The sequence below is a fragment of the Lacipirellulaceae bacterium genome (assembly GCA_040218535.1).
In the GTDB taxonomy this organism is placed as follows: Bacteria; Planctomycetota; Planctomycetia; order Pirellulales; family Lacipirellulaceae; genus Adhaeretor.
On sequence record JAVJRG010000012.1, the window covers coordinates 1,322,880 to 1,341,049 of the forward strand.

General features: G+C 55.6%; 13 protein-coding genes. 7 read left to right on the forward strand and 6 right to left on the reverse strand.

The features are described from left to right. Positions 1-47: 47 nt before the first annotated feature. The 3 genes from RIB44_19255 (at position 48) to RIB44_19265 (ending at position 4,056) form a co-directional block, all read left to right on the forward strand. Positions 48-485, forward strand: coding sequence for a hypothetical protein (locus tag RIB44_19255; protein ID MEQ8618716.1), 438 nt, complete (start codon positions 48-50; stop codon positions 483-485). Between the two features lie 81 nt (positions 486-566). Then, entirely contained in the window at positions 567-1,991 is a 1,425-nt protein-coding gene (locus RIB44_19260) for a class II fumarate hydratase (protein MEQ8618717.1), read from the forward strand. A 262-nt stretch (positions 1,992-2,253) separates the two neighbouring features. Next, positions 2,254-4,056: a tetratricopeptide repeat protein gene (locus tag RIB44_19265; protein MEQ8618718.1), complete on the forward strand. Its 1,803-nt coding sequence runs from the start codon at positions 2,254-2,256 to the stop codon at positions 4,054-4,056. Positions 4,057-4,206: 150 nt separating this feature from the next. Here RIB44_19265 and RIB44_19270 read toward each other — a convergent pair whose 3' ends face one another. After that, the gene (locus RIB44_19270) at positions 4,207-5,067 is read right to left on the reverse strand and encodes a CAAX prenyl protease-related protein (protein MEQ8618719.1); all 861 of its coding nucleotides are present in this window, start codon (positions 5,065-5,067) and stop codon (positions 4,207-4,209) included. Between the two features lie 406 nt (positions 5,068-5,473). Here RIB44_19270 and fusA point away from each other — a divergent pair, with 406 nt between their 5' ends. Then, positions 5,474-7,582: an elongation factor G gene (gene fusA, locus RIB44_19275; protein MEQ8618720.1), complete on the forward strand. Its 2,109-nt coding sequence runs from the start codon at positions 5,474-5,476 to the stop codon at positions 7,580-7,582. 203 nt (positions 7,583-7,785) lie between these two features. Here fusA and RIB44_19280 read toward each other — a convergent pair whose 3' ends face one another. The 3 genes from RIB44_19280 to RIB44_19290 form a co-directional block, all read right to left on the reverse strand. Further along, complete coding sequence (locus RIB44_19280; protein MEQ8618721.1) at positions 7,786-9,018, reverse strand: hypothetical protein; 1,233 nt, start codon at positions 9,016-9,018, stop codon at positions 7,786-7,788. 198 nt (positions 9,019-9,216) lie between these two features. Further along, complete coding sequence (locus RIB44_19285) at positions 9,217-10,323, reverse strand: hypothetical protein (GenBank protein ID MEQ8618722.1); 1,107 nt, start codon at positions 10,321-10,323, stop codon at positions 9,217-9,219. Next, positions 10,320-10,889: a sigma-70 family RNA polymerase sigma factor gene (locus RIB44_19290; protein MEQ8618723.1), complete on the reverse strand. Its 570-nt coding sequence runs from the start codon at positions 10,887-10,889 to the stop codon at positions 10,320-10,322. The genes RIB44_19285 and RIB44_19290 overlap by 4 nt, the downstream gene beginning before the upstream one ends. A gap of 258 nt (positions 10,890-11,147) precedes the next feature. Between RIB44_19290 and RIB44_19295 the strand changes: the two genes are divergently transcribed. Further along, positions 11,148-13,544, forward strand: a complete 2,397-nt coding sequence (locus RIB44_19295; protein ID MEQ8618724.1) for an LEPR-XLL domain-containing protein — start codon at positions 11,148-11,150, stop codon at positions 13,542-13,544. A gap of 105 nt (positions 13,545-13,649) precedes the next feature. Here the strand turns inward: RIB44_19295 and RIB44_19300 are convergent, their stop codons facing one another. Further along, on the reverse strand, positions 13,650-14,915 hold the full coding sequence (locus RIB44_19300) for a hypothetical protein (GenBank protein MEQ8618725.1): 1,266 nt from the start codon (positions 14,913-14,915) through the stop codon (positions 13,650-13,652). Between the two features lie 164 nt (positions 14,916-15,079). Between RIB44_19300 and RIB44_19305 the strand changes: the two genes are divergently transcribed. Then, positions 15,080-16,603, forward strand: a complete 1,524-nt coding sequence (locus tag RIB44_19305; GenBank protein ID MEQ8618726.1) for a glycosyl hydrolase family 28-related protein — start codon at positions 15,080-15,082, stop codon at positions 16,601-16,603. 112 nt (positions 16,604-16,715) lie between these two features. On the opposite strand, the gene RIB44_19310 is transcribed toward RIB44_19305, so the two are convergent. Beyond that, positions 16,716-16,937 carry a hypothetical protein gene (locus tag RIB44_19310; protein MEQ8618727.1) on the reverse strand — a complete coding sequence of 74 codons (222 nt, stop codon included), beginning with the start codon at positions 16,935-16,937 and terminating at the stop codon, positions 16,716-16,718. A gap of 385 nt (positions 16,938-17,322) precedes the next feature. Between RIB44_19310 and RIB44_19315 the strand changes: the two genes are divergently transcribed. Continuing rightward, entirely contained in the window at positions 17,323-18,078 is a 756-nt protein-coding gene (locus tag RIB44_19315; GenBank protein MEQ8618728.1) for a peptidylprolyl isomerase, read from the forward strand. The last annotated feature ends 92 nt before the right edge of the window (positions 18,079-18,170 follow it).

An 18,170-nucleotide genomic window follows, 5' to 3' on the forward strand; every position in this document is an offset into this window, starting at 1 on the left:
ACTTCAAAGCCGACAGCCAATCGCCGAGAGCCGACAGCCATCCAATCATGCTGAAAATCCGCTGCGTCAACTGCCAGGGAGAATCCCAAGTCGCTCCCGAATCGATCGGCCAGGTCGTCGCGTGCCCGCATTGCGGCAAGCCGACGCCGGCGACTCAGCAGGAAGCAACGCCGCCCCCTCCGCCAACTCAAGCTCCGCCACCACCGCCACCAGCGAAAACTCCTGCAACCAAGCCCCCACCGCCTCCGCCGCCGGCCCCATCGCTTGCGTCTTCGCCGTCGGAAGTGGAAACTCCTGCTCCGGCTAAGCCGCAAGCGGAGATTGAGCCTGAAGAAATTGCTCCGACGGAACCGGAGCCCAAGAAGCCCCTCACGCGTGAGCAGCAACTTGCTCGGCGAGCGAAGTTGAAGTTGCTGCTGGCGATTGGCAGCGCACTGCTTTTAGCGATTATCGCCGTGGTGCTTGCCAAGCTTGGGCAACCGTAGCACGGCGAAACCGCAAGCGATAAACTACCAACCATTACTTCAACATTCCTTCATTCCACCACTCCCGCCACCAACGATACCATGTCTGAGACGAGAACCGAACGCGACACGATGGGCGAAATGCAAGTCCCCGCCGACGCTCTTTACGGAGCCTCGACCGCCCGCGCGGTTGAGAACTTCCCGATTGCCAACCGCCCACTTCCACCCGCGGTGATTCACGCCTTCGGTCACTTGAAGGCCGCGTGTGCGCAAGCGAATAAGGACCTGGGGAAGCTCGACGCACGCCTGGCCGACGCGATCATCGCCGCGGCCGATGAAGTTGCCCAAGGGAAGCACGATGCGCACTTCCCGGTCGACGTCTACCAAACCGGCAGCGGCACCAGCACGAACATGAACGCCAACGAGGTGATCGCCTCGCTCGCCAACGAAAAGCTCGGCCTCGGCGCGACAACTAAGGCCGAAGGCGGCGTGCATCCCAACGACCACGTAAACATGGGGCAGTCGAGTAACGATACGTTTCCAACGGCGATGCATATTGCGGCATATGTCGAGATTGATGCTGCGCTAGAGCCTGCGATGATACGATTGACCCAGATGCTCAGGGCGAAGGCTGAGCAGTGGGATTCAATCGTAAAGATTGGCCGCACGCATCTAATGGATGCAACGCCAATTCGCATTGGCCAAGTTTTTGAAGGTTTCTTTGGTCAAGCTGCAGACGCTCAGGGTGAAGCCCGAGAGGCTGCCCATAGTGATCTGCGAGCTTTGCCTATTGGTGGCACCGCAGTCGGTACGGGCATCAACACCCACCCCGATTTTTCAGCGTCAGTTTGCGAAGTTTTGACGAAACGGTTAATTGATGAAGAGGGGTACCAGGGATTCTATGAAACGGGGGTGCATACGAGTTCACAAGCCGCGAAAGATCACTTCGTCAGCGCACACGGAAAGCTCAAATCGGCTGCCGTCTCCCTCTCAAAAATTGCCAACGACATTCGCCACCTCGGCAGCGGACCGCGTTGTGGCATCGGCGAGTTGGTCCTACCGGCGATTCAACCCGGCTCGTCCATCATGCCGGGCAAGGTGAACCCGGTCATCTGTGAGAGCGTCATGCAAGTTTGTTGCCGCGTGATTGGCAACGACGCGACCGTTACGATGGCAGGCATGGGAGGCGTCGGTTCGATCTTCGAGTTGAACGTCGCTATGCCGGTGATGATTGATGCATTTCTGGAAAGTGTTTCGCTGCTGGCGAATGTGTGCGACGTGTTCGTCGACAAACTGCTCACGGGGCTGGAAGTGAACGAAGAGCGTTGCGCGGAGTTGCTCGACGCTTCCCTGATGACGATCACGGCGCTCGCCCCAGAGATCGGCTACGAAAAGTGCGCGCAACTCGCCAAGCAGGCGCACAAAGAGAATAAGACGATCAAGGGCCTCGTGAGCGAACTCGGCCTGATGCCTGAGGAGCGACTGAACGAGCTGATGGACTATGACAGCATGACTCGGCCAGGTTGACTTCTTCTCCATTAGTCTCTGCTTTCTCTGCCACCTCCTGTTCAAAAACTGCGCCTCCTGTTGCGCCGATCTGCTATCAAGTGCGAATGTGGAAATCAGCAATCTGCGTAAGATTTTCCGATTTCGCGGATTTTTCGTGATGCGAGGCGAAGCCCCACGTCGATGCAACTCAGGAGTAGCCCGCGCTCTCCTCGCGCAGGCGCTTAGCTAGCACGCTAGCTCTTATCCACTTATTGTTGCCCCCTACAGCGGATGAATTCACATGGAAGTGAAGCATCGAATTGTCTCGACAATCGCACTTTTCCCGATGGCCCTCCTCTCGCTGAGCATGTCGTCCACATGGAATGACTGCTTCGGCCAGGAAGCACCGGGCGTCGCCGTCGTCACGGCGAGCGATGCCTCGATTGGCCTCCAGCAACCTTCGGGGGTCGGCCTCAAACAGCCAGCGGCGACTGTAAGCGTTGAAACGATTGACGACCAAGCCGTTCAATTTGCCACCGACCTTTCGACTCCCGTGGTTTCCGACGCGAAGGCGGCACCGCAACCGACGGTTGTTTCGAACAATAGCCGCAGCGCGCCGATGAGTCCTCTACCGTTGAGGGTGATGAGCCGCTCGCCCCAGTTGCAACTTCGTGGTCAGGGCCTGCGGATGCGTTCCATGGCTCGACCAGCGCCCCAGTCGACCGCTTTGAATCGCTGGTCGAAGAATTCCAGCCAATCGACACCGAGTGAGAAGATGCCGCTACGTGCAAAACTTGCTTCGCAGTCGACTCCCATCGAACCGGTCAATCAACCACAGGCGATTGTTAGCTCCGCGGGTTCACCCGACGTGAAACCACAGGCAGTCGTCCTCGATCAAAACCCAACGCAAGACGACCAAGAACTGCTGACTCGCTACGATCAAGAATGGGAAACAGCGGCCCATCCGCCAATGCCCGAGCGACCTGTTGTTTCCCAAGCGGCAACCGCAGCCGTGCTGAAATCGCCCGCCGCTGATACGGAGCCTGTCGCCCTGGCGTCTGCAACTCGGGAAGCACCCGGTCAGCAGGCAACACATCAACAAGCACCGGCCTGGGTTGGTACGCTTGTCGAAGCTCACAAACTTTCGCAACAGGCGAAGACACAAGCCGAATACACCGAAGTCGCCAAGCTAGCCGCCGTCGCGCTCCGCAACGGTGCTGCAGGCGAGAGTGCAGTCTTTGGTCGTGAACTGGTTGGCTGGGCACTTAACCGACGTGGCGAACTACGGTCCGACGAAGGGCAGCCTGACTTGGCCAGTGCCGACTTTGCTGCAGCCATCCAGAGCGACCCGAAGTGCTGGCGAGCGATTCATAATCGGGGCGTCAGTTCCGCGCAAGCCGGTGATTTCGCTTCCGCGTTTGACGACTTCGCTCAGGTGATTCGCTTGAACCCGCAGTTTGCCAAAGCCCATTCCAATCGGGCGACGCTTTACGTGCAAGCTGGCAAGCTGGATCTTGCCGCTGCCGATTACGAAAGTGCCTTGAAGATTGACAGCAGCCTCACCGCGGCCCACGTTGGCTTGGGAAGGCTACATCATGCCCGTGGGAATTTGACGAAGGCCTTGCAGCATTTCGATCAGGCATTGATCGGTGAAGACGCAGCCGCTGAGGTCTTCTGCAGCCGTGCTGACCTGAACAGCGACTTGGGACGCTACGATGCTGCTCTGACGGACTACGCGAAAGCTGTCGAGCTTAATCCTGAGTTTGCGCACGCTTACCGTAACGGCGCTTGGCTGTTAGCAACGTGCCCGGATGAACGTTTCCGCGACGCGCAGAACGCGCTTGAGGGAGCACAGCAGGCTCTAGCATGTGGCTACGGCGAACGGCACGTCGCTCTCGACACTTTGGCTGCCGCTCAGGCAAATGCGGGACAGTTTCAGCAGGCCGTTCAGACACTGAAGCAGGCGATTGCCCAGGCCCCACAGGAAGCCGCCGCGAGCTACCATCATCGACTCGCTCGCTACCAAGCAGGTCTGCCTTTCCGCACCCAGCCGATCATCAACGGCAACCACACGGACGTGCAGCGAGCAGACTTTCGGGAGTAAGCACCTGAGCCCTAAAGCGTTAGTTCCAGAGCCGAGAAGCATCAGTTCCTGAGCCGAGGTGCGTCAGCTCTCGGGTTGACCTCTCACACGCTTCCACCCGCCGGCTAACGCCTGGCGGCTCATTGAGATATTTGTGGAGTTGTTATTGCTCTACATAAACCACCACTCGCCGGTCTTCACTACATAGACCCCGAGTAGGAAGTTCGTCACGGCGTGGGCGACCACGCAGTCCCAGATGTTCTTCGTGCGGATCATCAGCCACGTCACCAGGCTGAACCACACGAACGCCGCGAGCAGTTCGCCTGGGTGCATCAGCATCGGAATAGCCGTCCCCGCCACGATGGCCGCCGGCGTGACGTAGCCGAAAGGGACACGCTCGAAGCGGTCGTCCACGACGAACCGCATGGCGAGCCCTCTCAAGAAGAACTCTTCGAAAATCGGCACCAGCACCGCCAGTCCGATAAACCGGACCACAAGGAATCCATAAGCCCACAGCGGGTTATCGGCGAGCTCTTCCAAGGGGTTATACGCGCTACGCGTTCCTGATTCGACCAACCAGCCCAGTCCGATCGGCTTGAGCAGAGCGACTTCCAGGTCGAGCTTGCAGAGAGCAATCCACAGGACGATCCCCACCACGCCAACCACAAAAGCCAACGGGCTGACTTTCAGTGGGAAGGTGCGATAACCCGGCCAGACGGCGATCATCGTCGCGATCACCAGTGCAACCTTCAGGGTGTAGATCACCGGGTAGTAGCGGTAGGGGATCAACGCATCGGCGGTCTCGACGGGGAGCGAATCGAGCGAGTTCTCATCGGCCTGCGTCTCGGCTGAGGCTTGCTCTTTCGCCTTTGGCTTAGAATCGGGCGTGGGCTCCAGCGTGGTCACCAGCATGAAAACGACCATCGGCAGCAGGAAAGTTGCGAACGGCCACCGCCGCAGCCAGCCCTCGGGCAACGGTTGTGGGGCGGGCAAATCGCCGTATTCCGGGGTTTCTTCTTCGATCTCGGTCATCGATGGTAATTCAAAGCGAGAAAAGCACTTAGGAGCATAAAGAGAAGAAGTATAGCCCAAGAAGTAGAGATAAAAGAGCCACCCGATTCGCCACAGGGCTCGCCACGCGCTCAAAATCGCTCTGGCGGCATCTCGACGAACAGCCTAAAAACCAGGCCTAAAAGTCCCCTAAACCGAGGCCGTAAGGAGAGTTTGGGCTAGCAGTTCTGCACCGATTACGTAGAATTGAGAGCTTGGTTTCGACTCGCTAGCGATCGCTATGCGTTCAACGGCAGTAAGACTCGTGGTCGGAACCAATCCCACCTTTGTGTCCAAGCCGCGAGGCGTAAGCCCGCGGGTATCCCCACGGCATTTCCCTTCCCTTTCCACCGCAGTATTTGATTAAGGCCAGAACGAGGCAATCACCATGGACCTCAGTAAAGTTCGCAACATCGGTATCTCCGCTCACATCGACTCGGGTAAGACGACCCTCAGTGAGCGTATCTTGTTTTACTCCGGACGGATTCACAAGATCGAGGATGTGCGTGGCGGCGGTGACGGTGCCGTGATGGACAACATGGAGCTGGAAAAGGAACGCGGCATCACGATCGCCTCAGCCGCGACCTACCTGAAGTGGGACGGCTACGACATCAACCTAATCGACACCCCAGGCCACGTTGACTTTACTGTTGAGGTGGAGCGTTCGCTTCGCGTACTCGACGGTGCAATTCTCGTGCTATGCTCCGTCGGCGGTGTTCAGTCACAGTCGATGACCGTCGACCGTCAGATGAAGCGCTATCACGTGCCTCGCTTGGCGTTCATCAATAAGATGGACCGCACCGGTGCGAATCCGCACAGCGTCGTCGAGCAAGTCCGCGACAAGCTGGGTGCCGATGCGGTACTGATGCAGATCAACATCGGCAACGAAGACAAGTTTGAAGGCGTCGTCGATCTAATCGCGATGAAGGCCTACTACTTCGATGGCTCCAACGGCGAGAAGGTCCGCACTGAGGACATCCCCGCTGATCTCCAAGAAGAAGCGGAAAAGTATCGCGCTCAGATGCTCGAGTCGTTGAGCATGTACAGCGACGATCTCATGGAGAAGCTGCTGGCCGAAGAAGAGGTTGGCGAAGACCTGATCCACGACATCGTGCGTCACGCCGTGATTGAGCAAGAGTTCTGCCCTGTGTTCTTAGGTTCTGCCTTCAAGAACAAAGGCGTTCAGCCACTGATGGATGCGATCACTCGTTACTTGCCTTCACCTCCCGAGATCACCAACACCGGCATGGACCCCCAGACCGGTGAGAAGCGTGTCCTCGAATCCGATTCGACCAAACCACTTGTTGCGATGGGCTTCAAAATCACCGACGACGAGTACGGCCAGCTTACGTACACGCGTCTCTACCAGGGCAAGATCGCCAAGGGCGGTACCTACTTCAATCAGCGTACCGGCCGCAAAGAGCGGTTCAGCCGCATCGTGAAGATGCACTCCGACAAGCGTGAAGAAGTTGATGCCGGTGAAGCAGGCGACATCGTCGCAATCATGGGCATCGACTGTGCTTCTGGTGACACCTATTGCGACGAGGCGAACTACTGCTCGCTGGAAAACATCTTCGTCGCTGATCCGGTCATCAAGATGTCGATTCAGCCGATGTCGCGTGACAACTCCGACAAGCTCAGCAAGGCACTGCAACGCTTCCGCAAGGAAGATCCCACGTTCCACGTCTTCACCGACGAAGAAACCAACGAGACGATTATCGCTGGGATGGGCGAGTTGCACTTGGAAGTGTACGTCGAGCGAATTCGTCGCGAGTACGGCGTCGAAACCGAAGTCGGTGCCCCGAAGGTGAGCTACCGCGAATCCGGCCAGCAGCCGTTCGACTTCGATCACAAGCGAAAGAAGCAGTCTGGTGGTTCAGGTCAGTACGGCCACATCATCGGCACGATGCGTCCGATGAGCGACGACGACCGCGCCGCGATGGAAGAGAAGGGCGAGTCGGGCATGCTCTACTTCGAAGATCAGGTCACCGGCGGTCGTATTCCCAAGGAATATATCCCCGCTGTGAAGAAGGGCTTCGAAGAGATGATGGAGAAAGGCCCCTTGGCCGGCTACCCCGTGGTCGACATGGCTGTCGAACTGAAGGACGGTACCTTCCACGACGTTGACTCCAGCGACATGGCGTTCAAGCTGACCGCTCGCGAATGCTTCCGCGAGCACTTCAATCGCATGAAGCCGCAATTGCTTGAGCCGATCATGAAGGTCGAAATCGAATGCCCCGAAGAGTTCCAGGGTTCGGTTGTCGGTCAAGTCAGCTCGAAGCGTGGCATGATCGCCGAAACGGAAACTGCCAATGGCATGACGACGATCATCGCCGAGGTACCGCTGGCTGAAACCTTCGGCTACTCGAACGATCTCCGCAGCCAAACGCAAGGTCAAGGCACCTTCTCGATGGAGTTCGCCAAGTACGCCCCCGTGCCTTCGAACATCCAGACCGAGATTATCGAAGAGCGCAAGAAAGAATTGCAGCCCGCCTAAGCAGACCCCCGCTTAGGCGGGCCCCGTCCAATACCTCGGTCGCTGAGCTTTGCTTGGCGACCGAGGTTTTTTTGTTTTGGTTGTCAGAGTGTTGTCAACGAATTGCACGAATCTCACGAATGCTCGTTGGATGCCTTGAGCAGAAGCCAAAGCCACCTTTTTTATTCGTGCAATTCGTGAGATTCGTTGACAAAAAGAACCGCTCACCGCACTTCCAAGACCAAGTAGAGCTGGGCATTCTCTCCCGCTGGCTCTTGAGCTTGGTTGCGGCTGCTCTGCGGGGCAATATGCGTCATCCCGCCCACCAGTACCGGTTTGCCCAACGGCATTCGCAATGTTGTCGTTAGTTCCTGCGTGTCAATTGCGACGAGGTCCACGTAGGGTGGCTGGGGAGAGCCAACTCGCTTGCCGAATTCACTATTCTCGCGATCTTGCTGCCCTTCGACCGTGATTGTTGACTTGAGATCAACAACCGCCTCTTCGATGCCTCGGATCTTCGTGGGCCGGATTTCGAGCAACGCACCCGAATTGTTCGTCGTGATGACTGGCTGATAGCCGACACTCGAATCGCGATCCTTTGTGACGCGACCAGAACTTAAGTTCTGCGCGAACTGAATTCGAACTTGGCCGCGATCCGCAACCAAGTGTTCCCGCTCGTGAGGATTTTCTAAGCTTCCGACCACAGGAATCCAACTCGACACATTGTTTCGTCGTGTACCGCTGATCAGATAAACAAGTTGGCCGCTGAAGCAGTTGGTAATTCCTCGCAGGCTCGTCCCGCGGCGAGTGAACTCGGAGAGCAAAGCCGGATCCACCGTCGGTGGGCTCTCTTTGCCGGTCATCAGCTTGTCGAGCTCATCGGAGCTAAGCAGCAACCAACGGGCATCAATCGTCAGCGTTTTCTGATCGGCTTGATTCTTGGCGAGCGAGTTGAGCAGGCCCTCGATCTGTGAGTGAGCGTTGCGCGACTGCCAAACGACCAGTGAATTTCCGAACGGCTGGATTTCTGCCTCACCCGAACCGTTCTCCTGCCAACTGGCAAAGTCTACCGTGGAGACGATCACATCAATCAACTGATCGAGCTTCGCCGAGTTGGCACTAGCTCCGGCAGGTTGAGGCATTCCTCCGCCACCGAACTGGGCAAGCCATTGCGGGCGGTGCCCCTGAGGTTGGGCAGCCAAGTCGTCTTCGACACTAAACATGCCACCCCCTCCTCCGCCTCCCATTCCGCCACCACCTCCGCCAAGCCCACCTCGCCCTCCACCCCTTACTGGTAGTAGCTTCGAGGAGTCATCGTAGGGCCGATCCTGAATGCTCATCACCAGGTCACCGACGTCGTAGGTGCGCAGGATGAACTCGTTATCATTTTGAGCGAAAGAGGGAGAGGCAATGAAAAGTAATGCGATTGTTGTGAAAGTAATAAATGATTTTGACATGATTGATTCCTCAAAAAACCAGAAGTTAGAAAACGTATTTCAATTCGAGCCAACCCCTAGCCCCTAGCGCAAGCTAGGGGTTGTGAACTATGAGCGACTCTTCACTTTCAACCCCAGGCTCGCGCCAGGGGCTACTTCGTTTGAGATAGTAAACTTTGTGACGTTGCAACACACGACTCATAACTCACATCTCACGCCTCACCTCAAGGCCCACTGGAGTCGAGCGTGATTGAATTGCCCCAACAACTTCGGATTCTGCGAAGCATCCAGCAGAAACGCATTCGCCTGGGGGCAACGACAGGCGAACAATGCGAACCAAGTTTCCTCATTCTGCGATGGTTGCCGCACTACACGCTCGATCAAAGCCTCAGTGACGGTACAGTCAAAAGACTTGCCAATTGCTTCGGTCGCCGCCGATCGTGTCCTCGGGTTGTCGTCGTCGAGTGCAGCGATCAACCGTTGCGAGATCATCCGGCGAGCTTCGCCATTGGTAATCCGCTCCGTGAGCTCCGGCCAACTTTCGATTCCCGCAATCGCCTCGAGTGTCGAGAGCGCTGTGGCGCGTAGTTCATCTGATTCAGTGAGTTCGATCAGTTCATCCAAAGAGGCCTGCGAGCCATGGATGGCTAACAAGCGAAGGATTGCCGATCGCTCTTCAATGGTGCCTAAGGGAAGTCGATCGAGTAGTTCTATTTCAACGGTTTCACTGGCGAAGCCCTGAAGAGCCAGTAAATGACCCGCAGCGATTTCAGGACGAGTCACAAGTTGTTCAAGAGAGTCTTCGATCGCCTCGTGAAGCGTCTTTTTCGTTTTCGGCAGACGGACTCTTGTGCGAGCCATGAACATGCGTCGTTCCAGATCGGTAGGCTCGCGACCAATTGATGCTGCCGAATCTGGCGGAGCGGGACGATTCGCGGCAATGACTGATTCCGGTTGCGTTGGTGGTTTTGGTGTCGGTTTGGGCAACTTCGATTCTTCTTTCGCTCCATGAAGCGGTGTCGCATTGGCAACCCGACTGTCCTCCTCAACGGGTTTGTCCTGAGCAACTTCCGCCGGCTGCGAAGACTCGCCGGGTGAAAGCACCGAGTAAGTAACCAACCCTCCCGTAGCGATCAAGAGAACAGCCGCCGCCATCCAAGGCACGAGACGACGGCCCGAAGTGTTAGTTTCTGACTCGCCAAGTGATTGCCAAAACTGCGTCAAGCGTTCCGTTTGCAATGGCTCTGGTGCAGAGGATTCATCGCTCAAAGCACGGTGAATCAATGCGTCGAGCGTATCGTCCGGTTGTTCGTAGTGATCGCTCATATGTTTTTTTCAATGGGCTGATCTGCTGAGTGGTAATCGATTGCTTCCGCGATTGACTTCCTCGCTAGGTGCAGGCATGAATACACATTGGCCGTGCTGATCTCCAGCACCTTGGCAATGGTTACTACGTCGAAATCCTCCTCGCCGTATTTCAGCAAAGCCACTTCACGCTGGCGAGCAGGTAAGCGGTCGATGGCAGTTCGGATGGCATTGTGCAGTTCATCACCGATCGCTTTCTCTTCCGGTCGCGGCCGTAAGTCGTGTATCTCTTCACTTGACACATGGCTCGCTGGCCGTACTCGCCGGCGTCGATCCCGATCGATATTCACCAGCAGCTGCATCATCCAAGCTCGGAAAGTTTCCGCTCCTTGGCACGTTGACCATTTATCAAACACCCGGCACAAAGTCTGCTGCACCACCTCCTCCGCCGTGTGGGCATCCCCCGTCAAGCGTCGTGCAAAGCGAAGCATCGCGGGAAGGTGCTCGATTACCAGCTCGTCGACCTCTCGCTTCGTCAATCTCGCGAAGGAAGATCGCTCAGCGGAAGGATCGGGCGGACTCGACATGGGCGGAGTGAACCAAGCGTGGGACTATTTAGTGAGACGCACGTGCCTCAGGAATCTCAAAGACAAAACGAAGGAAAAAGCAGTTTTCTTCGATCTAGAGGTGTTTGGGTCGCGAAAGCTGCCATTTATTGGCTGAATTGGCAGATTGAGGACATCATAGACTAGGCGAAGTACGGAACAGACATTCTCTCCTCAGACAGCGAGCTGGCGGCTTTCGCCCGGCTTGTCTTCTTAATAAATCAGGAATAGGCGACCAGCATGAATTCTAAACCCTCGACACGTTTGCGTATGGAAACCCTAGAGCCACGTTTGGTCTTGTCGGCTACGTTTCAGGATGCCGGCATCGATCAGTTGGCGATCAACGCGATTAGTGCTAGCCAGTATTCCAGCATCATTCTGGCGGACGAGACGCTGCAGAACACCCTCGATGCGATTGCCGGCACGCAGACGGCACCCGCGGGAGCGACGGTTCTGACCAGCGAAGCTCAATTCGCGACGATCACTAGCGGCACGGTAAACAATCCAAACGTCTACCTCATTCAAGGCGACTTCAACATCACCAGCACGATTAACGTCCCAAGTAACGTGCACATTTATGTTGAGGGATCGATTTTCAAACAAGGCTCATTCACCGCCCCCGGTGGTGTGCATTCAGTAGAGAACGGTAGCGATTCGATTTTCCGCGTGGATGGCACGGACAACATCAAGCTGATTGGTGTCGACAATGCACTGCTTCATAGCAATCCTAACCTGCAAGCGTCCGCGCCGCATACAACGGCGATTTACATCACTGGGAACGCGGACAACATCGAGGTCGACGGCTTTGAAATTGCCAACGTCTGGGAAGGTGTCGTCGCACGTTCCGGCGGACTGAATATCGACGACGTGGTTATCACGAACAATCACATCCGCAACACCGTGGGGCGAGCAATTTGGTCGCTGGGCTCGAACAATACGATTGCCGCCCATAACTTCATCACCAATGCCGGTGTTGACGGCCTCGACTGGGACGCTTTCACGGATTCGGCGATCGGTTACGAAAACGTGGTGATCGGTGCGGGTCGTTGGGCCGGCTTTGTTGAGGAAGCTGCTCACGACAGCTACTTCATCCGTGGGCTCTCGCTAATCGTTGATCTGAACAACCCCAACCGCGGCTTCATGCTCGGCTGGGCTGACAATGGCACGACCATCGGTGTGGTGAACAACTCCGGCCAACAAACCCGCCACAACTACTTCATTGACAACGTCGTCTTCGATCCCGGGAACATTCCTAACTCAGGCGGCGACTACTTTGCCAAGGCAAACACTGGCGGCAAAGGCCCGACATACTTCTGGGCAAACCGTGGATTCGGCGCGGGCCAATCGACCAATAATTTCGACAACGCGGAGTGGCTGACCTTCGTGCCCACCGCCGGTGGACGCGACAATGCAGTCAACGGTGTGCAGTTGTTGGCCGATCTCGATGCTCAGTTCAACGTGCCCAGTCTGGGTGACTTTAACTCCGATGGCAACGTCGATGCCACAGACTTGGCGCAATGGCAGGGCGACTACGGACTGAACGGCGATTCCGACGCCAACGATAACGGCCAATCCGACGGGTTCGACTTCCTCGCTTGGCAGTCGAATTTCGAGCTTCCGCCTGAAGCACAAACTTTCACCATTCTTGATACCGACTATACCAGTGCCGAAGGCTACAACACGGGCAACTTGCAGGCTCACCCCGAATGGGCCGGCCAACAGATTGCCCAGATCGATGCCAGTGGCTCAGGGACGGTCACTTCGATTGGTGGCCCTTTCGATCGCAATATGCACTCGTTCAGTCCCACCGGTGGCCTTGCATTCAATGCGGACGACTCGCTGAGAATTACCTTCGATTACCAATTCAATCTCAGCGGCAACGTCAACACGAATATGGCCAACGTCGGATTCCGTAACGAATTTCCCAACGCGGGCAATGGTTTCGAGTCGAAACCGCTGCAAGGGTTTCACATGGAGTTCAACGTCTTCGAGTCTTCGAATGGGGGCAGCGTGAAGTTCTTCCCCGACCTGAACGACACGGCGAACGCCGATGCTCTGATCCTCGAAGGCCCGGAGGTTGGCGTGAACCCCGCCGGGGGCGATCTTGTCTCCGACAACCTACGGATCACTTATCAGGCGAGCACCGACGGAGCTGGGAACTGGACGGTCGATAGCCTTGAGGTCGAGAACCTCGACACTTCGAACACCTTCACTTACGCAGGTCCCACGCAGACCTTCACCTATTCGGCCGCGGACGCCTACTTCTCTCAGCAACTAGCACCCAATGGCGATACTTCGTTTACTGCCGTTACTGATGGCGTAAAGTACGAGTACACCACCGCGGGCAACTCGGTAGCCGCTGCGAGCGCACCAGCGAGAACTTCCGAGAGCGGCCAGTCGCCCGACTTCACTCCACTAGCCCAAGCTTTGGCTGAGTCGCCAAACGGCAACTCCCAAGAGTCGGAATTTGCAGAAGCTAGTCATGAGGTGCCTCAGCAGGTCGACCGTTCCGTAAACGGGCTATCGAACGCTAGCCTTGAAAAAGCGAGCATCGTCGGTTCCGAGGACAGCTCTTACGAGGAGTCTATCGATCTTGCCCTAGCAGAATTTGACTTCGGGCTCCGCACGCTACTGTAGCTAGCAGCAGTTCATAACCCGAAGCGTGAGCAGGGGCTATACGCTTAGGGTTTGTCCCTCGCTTACGCTTCGGGTTACGATTTTGAAAACACTTCGAGTCGCCCGTTACCGAATTCTGTTTCGCGACAAACTAACGGCGCTGATCAGTAGCAAGATGAACGCCGATGGTTCAGGCACCGCTGCCAACGAGGTTGAACTGCCTGTGAAGTCTCGTTGAATCGCCAAAAGATCGAGCCCGTCGACGGTACTATTCCCATCACTGTCGCCGTCACCGAGGGCTGCCGCTACGGCTGCGTAGCCATTCTGCCAAACCGCTAAGTCCTGATCATCGACGGTGCGGCTGAAGTCAAAATCACTGTCGGCGAAATCGAATAAGCGGAAGTCGACCACCACGGGGAGGTGATCGTAGTTGTTTCCTGAGCCGTCAACCGTCACGTCAAGCTGCTGCAAGCCTGTCGCCGCGCGATCCGCGGCACTCATCTCTACCGTATTGAGAATGAACTGCTTCGACACGTCCAAGGCTGAGTCCGAGTAGACCACAAAGTCGAGCACACCCGGTGCAAAGCGTGAGTTGTCGTTCCGCCAAGTGTACTCGTTCGACCCGGTCACGTTATGCTTAGGCCGTGCATCGGTCAGGGTGCTGCCGTCCCAGTCAGGGGGAAAGTCAGCCCCGTAGGTGAACTCGTTGATGATGTTGCCATCGAGCAAGGTGTCCAGCGGTTGTGTTCCACCCACTAGGTTTAAGTCGCCCACGACGGCAAACGGTGTTCCCGGCTCGAGGTCGACTGCCCCGCCAGGAGTTCGCGCATCGCGTATCCAGTTCACAATCGCGTCGGACTGCCGCTGCCGCAGTTGGTCTTCAAAGCCACCGACGTCGCCACAGCATTTGTAATGATTGTTGAGAAAGTAAAAGTCGCTGTCGTACTGGTCGTCGGGCAAATCCACCAGCGCGATCGCTTGGCGACGATCGCCAGCAGGCGAAGTGTCGTCCCGCTGCATCGAAAGCGGATACTTGCTAGCGATCACGTTGGTGCCTCCCTGATAGACCTGCCAGCCATCACCCCCTAGCGGCGTTAACGTATTGAGCAGCACGCGCACATCCTCACCCGTTTTCGGCGTGCAGTCATTGCAGAAAGGATTGCCGATCTCTTGCAGATTCAAAATGTCAGGATCAAGCGCGGTAAACACCCGCTCGAACTTCGCACTCTGAAAAACGTTATTCTCAGCAAAGATCGAATCCCACAAGACGTTGTAACTCACCACACGGAGGTCACTTGCCTGCGAACGATCAAGAAAGGTGCCCGTCTGTGCCATGGCTAGCTGAGAGCAGAAGAGTAGCCAGAGTGGGAATGCGTAGCGGAGAGTCTTCATTCGGCAGGTGGTCGGGAAGTATTCGTAAATGATAGAATGACCATTATATGAGAGCGTGAAGAAGCCTGCAAAGTTGTGGGCGAAGAATCGCCGCAGAAACCAAAGACTAGACTTGTCTCTTTAGATGAACTTTTTGCCTGCTCAGTAGACCGAACAAGATTGCCATGCCGAAGTTGCCCTTTATTACTTACTTTTTTGTCGCGATCCCGTTGCTGCTGAATCCTCTGACTCTTGCTGACGAAGGAACAACTTCTGCACTCTGGGGCAATCGAGGCGAAATCTGGCAGCCTGGGGGACGCTTGCCGGACTATTCTTATGCGGGCTACCACCGTGGTGAGAAACCGCTTCCAAACCTACTACCCGAAGTAAGCGTGCTCGACTTCGGAGCAGTCGGTGATGGCGAAACCGACGACACCGCAGCCTTCAAGCAAGCTCTGAAAGAAGCCGCTGGCAAAACTATCGAAATTCCCGCAGGGCGATATCTCATTACTGACATTTTGGAGATCACCAAAACGGGGACTGTGCTTTTGGGGGCCGGCCCTGATCAGACCGTACTTTGGGCTCCGAAGCCTTTGGAAGAGATTCGTCCTAACATGGGTTCCACAACAACGGGTGATCCCACCTCGAACTATTCCTGGTCAGGAGGCGTCGTTTGGGCCCGTGGCGATTGGAGGGACAAACCTTTAGCGAAGGTGACGGCAGCAGCCCAACGGGGGACGACTTCGCTTGTGGTGGACGAACCGGAGGCGTTCGAAGTTGGCGACGAAGTGAGGCTGACTCTTCAAGGCGACGAGCAGCAGTCTCTCGCTAGCCACCTCTATGCAGACGACCCGTCGGATCTCAAGCATCTGAAACCGGTAAAACAAAACTGGTTCGCCCGCGTCACGAAGGTTGACCAAGAGGAGAAGTGTCTCACTTTCGACCGCAACCTGGTCTTCGATGTTCGCCTAGAGTGGAGCCCGACCCTCTTGCCAGCGCAGAGCAGTGCCGAAGAAATTGGCATCGAGAACCTGGCTTTCGAGTTTCCCGTCACTCCCTACGGCGGGCACTTTAGCGAACTCGGTTACAATGCGATTGCGTTTAGCAATCTCCGCAACAGCTGGGTTCGCAATGTTGAAGTTCGCCATGCCGACAGCGGCTTCTTCATCGGTGGTGCGAACAATACGCTGCAAAACATCCGCTTCCACTCAAGTCGTCAGCGCGATAGCCGTCGCAACTGCACCGGACATCATGGGGTCACTCTTGGAGGTACGGACTTGATGCTCGAAGATTTCGAGATCCAAACGAAATTCATCCACGATATAACCATGACTCGCGGCTCAGCATCCAACGTTGTGCGTCGTGGCAGGGCGGAAGACCTCACCTGCGACCACCACAAGTATGCGAACCACTCGAATCTCTATACAAACCTCAACGCCGGAAGGGGGACGAACATTTTCCGTTCTGGCGGCGGAGCCAAACGAGGCCGCCACGCCGGTGCTTGGAACACTTGGTGGAACATCCGTACCCGCCGACCTGTGAAGTATCCAACCGGTTGGGCACCAGAGATGATCAATATCGTTGGGGTGAAGTCAAACGAAGAGAGCCAAACAGCCACAGCCGGCCGCTGGTTCGAAACGATTTCCCCTGAGCAACTGCGTCCCGAGGATCTTTATGAGTCGCAGCTAGAGAAGCGGCTGGGTAAGTAGCTGAGCTGTATTAGCTGATCAAGCGCGGCAAATTCCCTCTCGAACTACCCACCAGAAAGGTTTGTGTCGAAAGATATGCGGTAGCTCACCGCAATGCGAAGCCGCTCGATGCTCATTCTTGCCCGGCAGCGAGAATCCGCTCAATCTCATCGACGCTCATTCCCTGATCGATCATCTCGCGTTTGAAGTCCGTGCTCACTCGATGCGAAGCGAACTTCTGCACCTCCTTTGCAACGCCAACGATGGCTGCGACAACGAAAAACAGCGACCCCAAGATGATAATCATGTTGAAGGGGATTGGCACTTCCACGGCTGTCTTGAGCATTTCAGACATCGTCGATTCCTAGGACTTGGGGCTTTGGGGGTGCGGGTAAATGAGTTGTTCGACCAGCAAACAGAAATCTTGGACTGCGACTAGAAGAATTCAATTTGGGCTATGGTTTCCTCGCGATTTGACCAGGTCTGACTGCAAGTGAGGGCCGTAGATACTAGCTCAACTATTAGCGAAAGGCTGCGGGACTGTTTGACTGTGATATATCGATAGTGCATACTTTGTTGACTGACATCTACCTCATTACCCCACGCTCATGCCTTGTTCGGCCAGTAGCCGATCTTCTTAGACTTAAACGCCACGCTGGTTATTCAACTAGCCTTCTTCTGCGTTTATGGCGTGACGGCATCGTACCGAATATGCTTCATTCCCTGTAATAAGGACCTCTATGCTCACAAAGTTATCGATTTACACACGTTTCGCTGCTGCATTCAACATGATTGCGCTTTTGGGTCTTACGCAGGTAGCTGCGGAAGATACCGTTGTCCGATTTCAAACTAACGCTGGCAGGTTTGATGTATTGCTCAATCCAACAAACAATCAAAATCTACAACCCCTCGTCGATAGCTTTCTTGATTACGTAAATAGTGGTCGATACGACAATACGGTTATGAATCGGTCTGCTGATCTGATTTCGGGAGACGACTTTGTCACTCAATGGGGTGGCTTTGTCGCTGATGTCGCAACAGTGGATCAATTGGGAACAGGCGGGTTTTCAACAGTTGAGGAGTTTGATTCGGTAATTCTGGACGCCGACAACGACGGCGAGATTGATTTTGATACAAGTGGCTTAGGAAACACAATCGGGACAGTGGCTTTTGCTTTGCGTTTTGGGGGGCCAAACACCTCGTCCAGTAGCGTTTTTGTAAACCTCAGTGACAATTTGTTCCTAGAAGAACAGGGGTATGTACCATTCGCGGTGGTTCAAGATCTGGCGGCTTTCATTGATACCATTGCCGACCTTCCAACGTTTGACCTTAGTTCACAAATTGGCTCTCCTGGCAACCTTGCGTATACTGACGTGCCTATTCTTGGTCAAAATAGATTCGTTGTCGTACGACGAGCATTCGTCATACCAGAGCCTGGAACTCTCTCGCTCTTCTTGTCGGTAGGTTCAATTCTTGTGATGCGCAGAAAACGGTAAGTGAGCTATTTTTCTCATTTCAGGCATCACTCGGATACCTATCACTCCGTCGAGGTTTGTTTGCTCAGCAACCCTGCCAACTCCCCAAAAAC

Coding starts and splice junctions, on each gene's coding strand:
- RIB44_19255 (MEQ8618716.1), top strand. CDS start 48: ATGCTGAAAATCCGCTGCGTCAACTGCCAGGGAGAATCCCAAGTCGCT.
- RIB44_19260 (MEQ8618717.1), top strand. CDS start 567: ATGTCTGAGACGAGAACCGAACGCGACACGATGGGCGAAATGCAAGTC.
- RIB44_19265 (MEQ8618718.1), top strand. CDS start 2,254: ATGGAAGTGAAGCATCGAATTGTCTCGACAATCGCACTTTTCCCGATG.
- RIB44_19270 (MEQ8618719.1), bottom strand. CDS start 5,067: ATGACCGAGATCGAAGAAGAAACCCCGGAATACGGCGATTTGCCCGCC.
- fusA (MEQ8618720.1), top strand. CDS start 5,474: ATGGACCTCAGTAAAGTTCGCAACATCGGTATCTCCGCTCACATCGAC.
- RIB44_19280 (MEQ8618721.1), bottom strand. CDS start 9,018: ATGTCAAAATCATTTATTACTTTCACAACAATCGCATTACTTTTCATT.
- RIB44_19285 (MEQ8618722.1), bottom strand. CDS start 10,323: ATGAGCGATCACTACGAACAACCGGACGATACGCTCGACGCATTGATT.
- RIB44_19290 (MEQ8618723.1), bottom strand. CDS start 10,889: ATGTCGAGTCCGCCCGATCCTTCCGCTGAGCGATCTTCCTTCGCGAGA.
- RIB44_19295 (MEQ8618724.1), top strand. CDS start 11,148: ATGAATTCTAAACCCTCGACACGTTTGCGTATGGAAACCCTAGAGCCA.
- RIB44_19300 (MEQ8618725.1), bottom strand. CDS start 14,915: ATGAAGACTCTCCGCTACGCATTCCCACTCTGGCTACTCTTCTGCTCT.
- RIB44_19305 (MEQ8618726.1), top strand. CDS start 15,080: ATGCCGAAGTTGCCCTTTATTACTTACTTTTTTGTCGCGATCCCGTTG.
- RIB44_19310 (MEQ8618727.1), bottom strand. CDS start 16,937: ATGTCTGAAATGCTCAAGACAGCCGTGGAAGTGCCAATCCCCTTCAAC.
- RIB44_19315 (MEQ8618728.1), top strand. CDS start 17,323: ATGCTCACAAAGTTATCGATTTACACACGTTTCGCTGCTGCATTCAAC.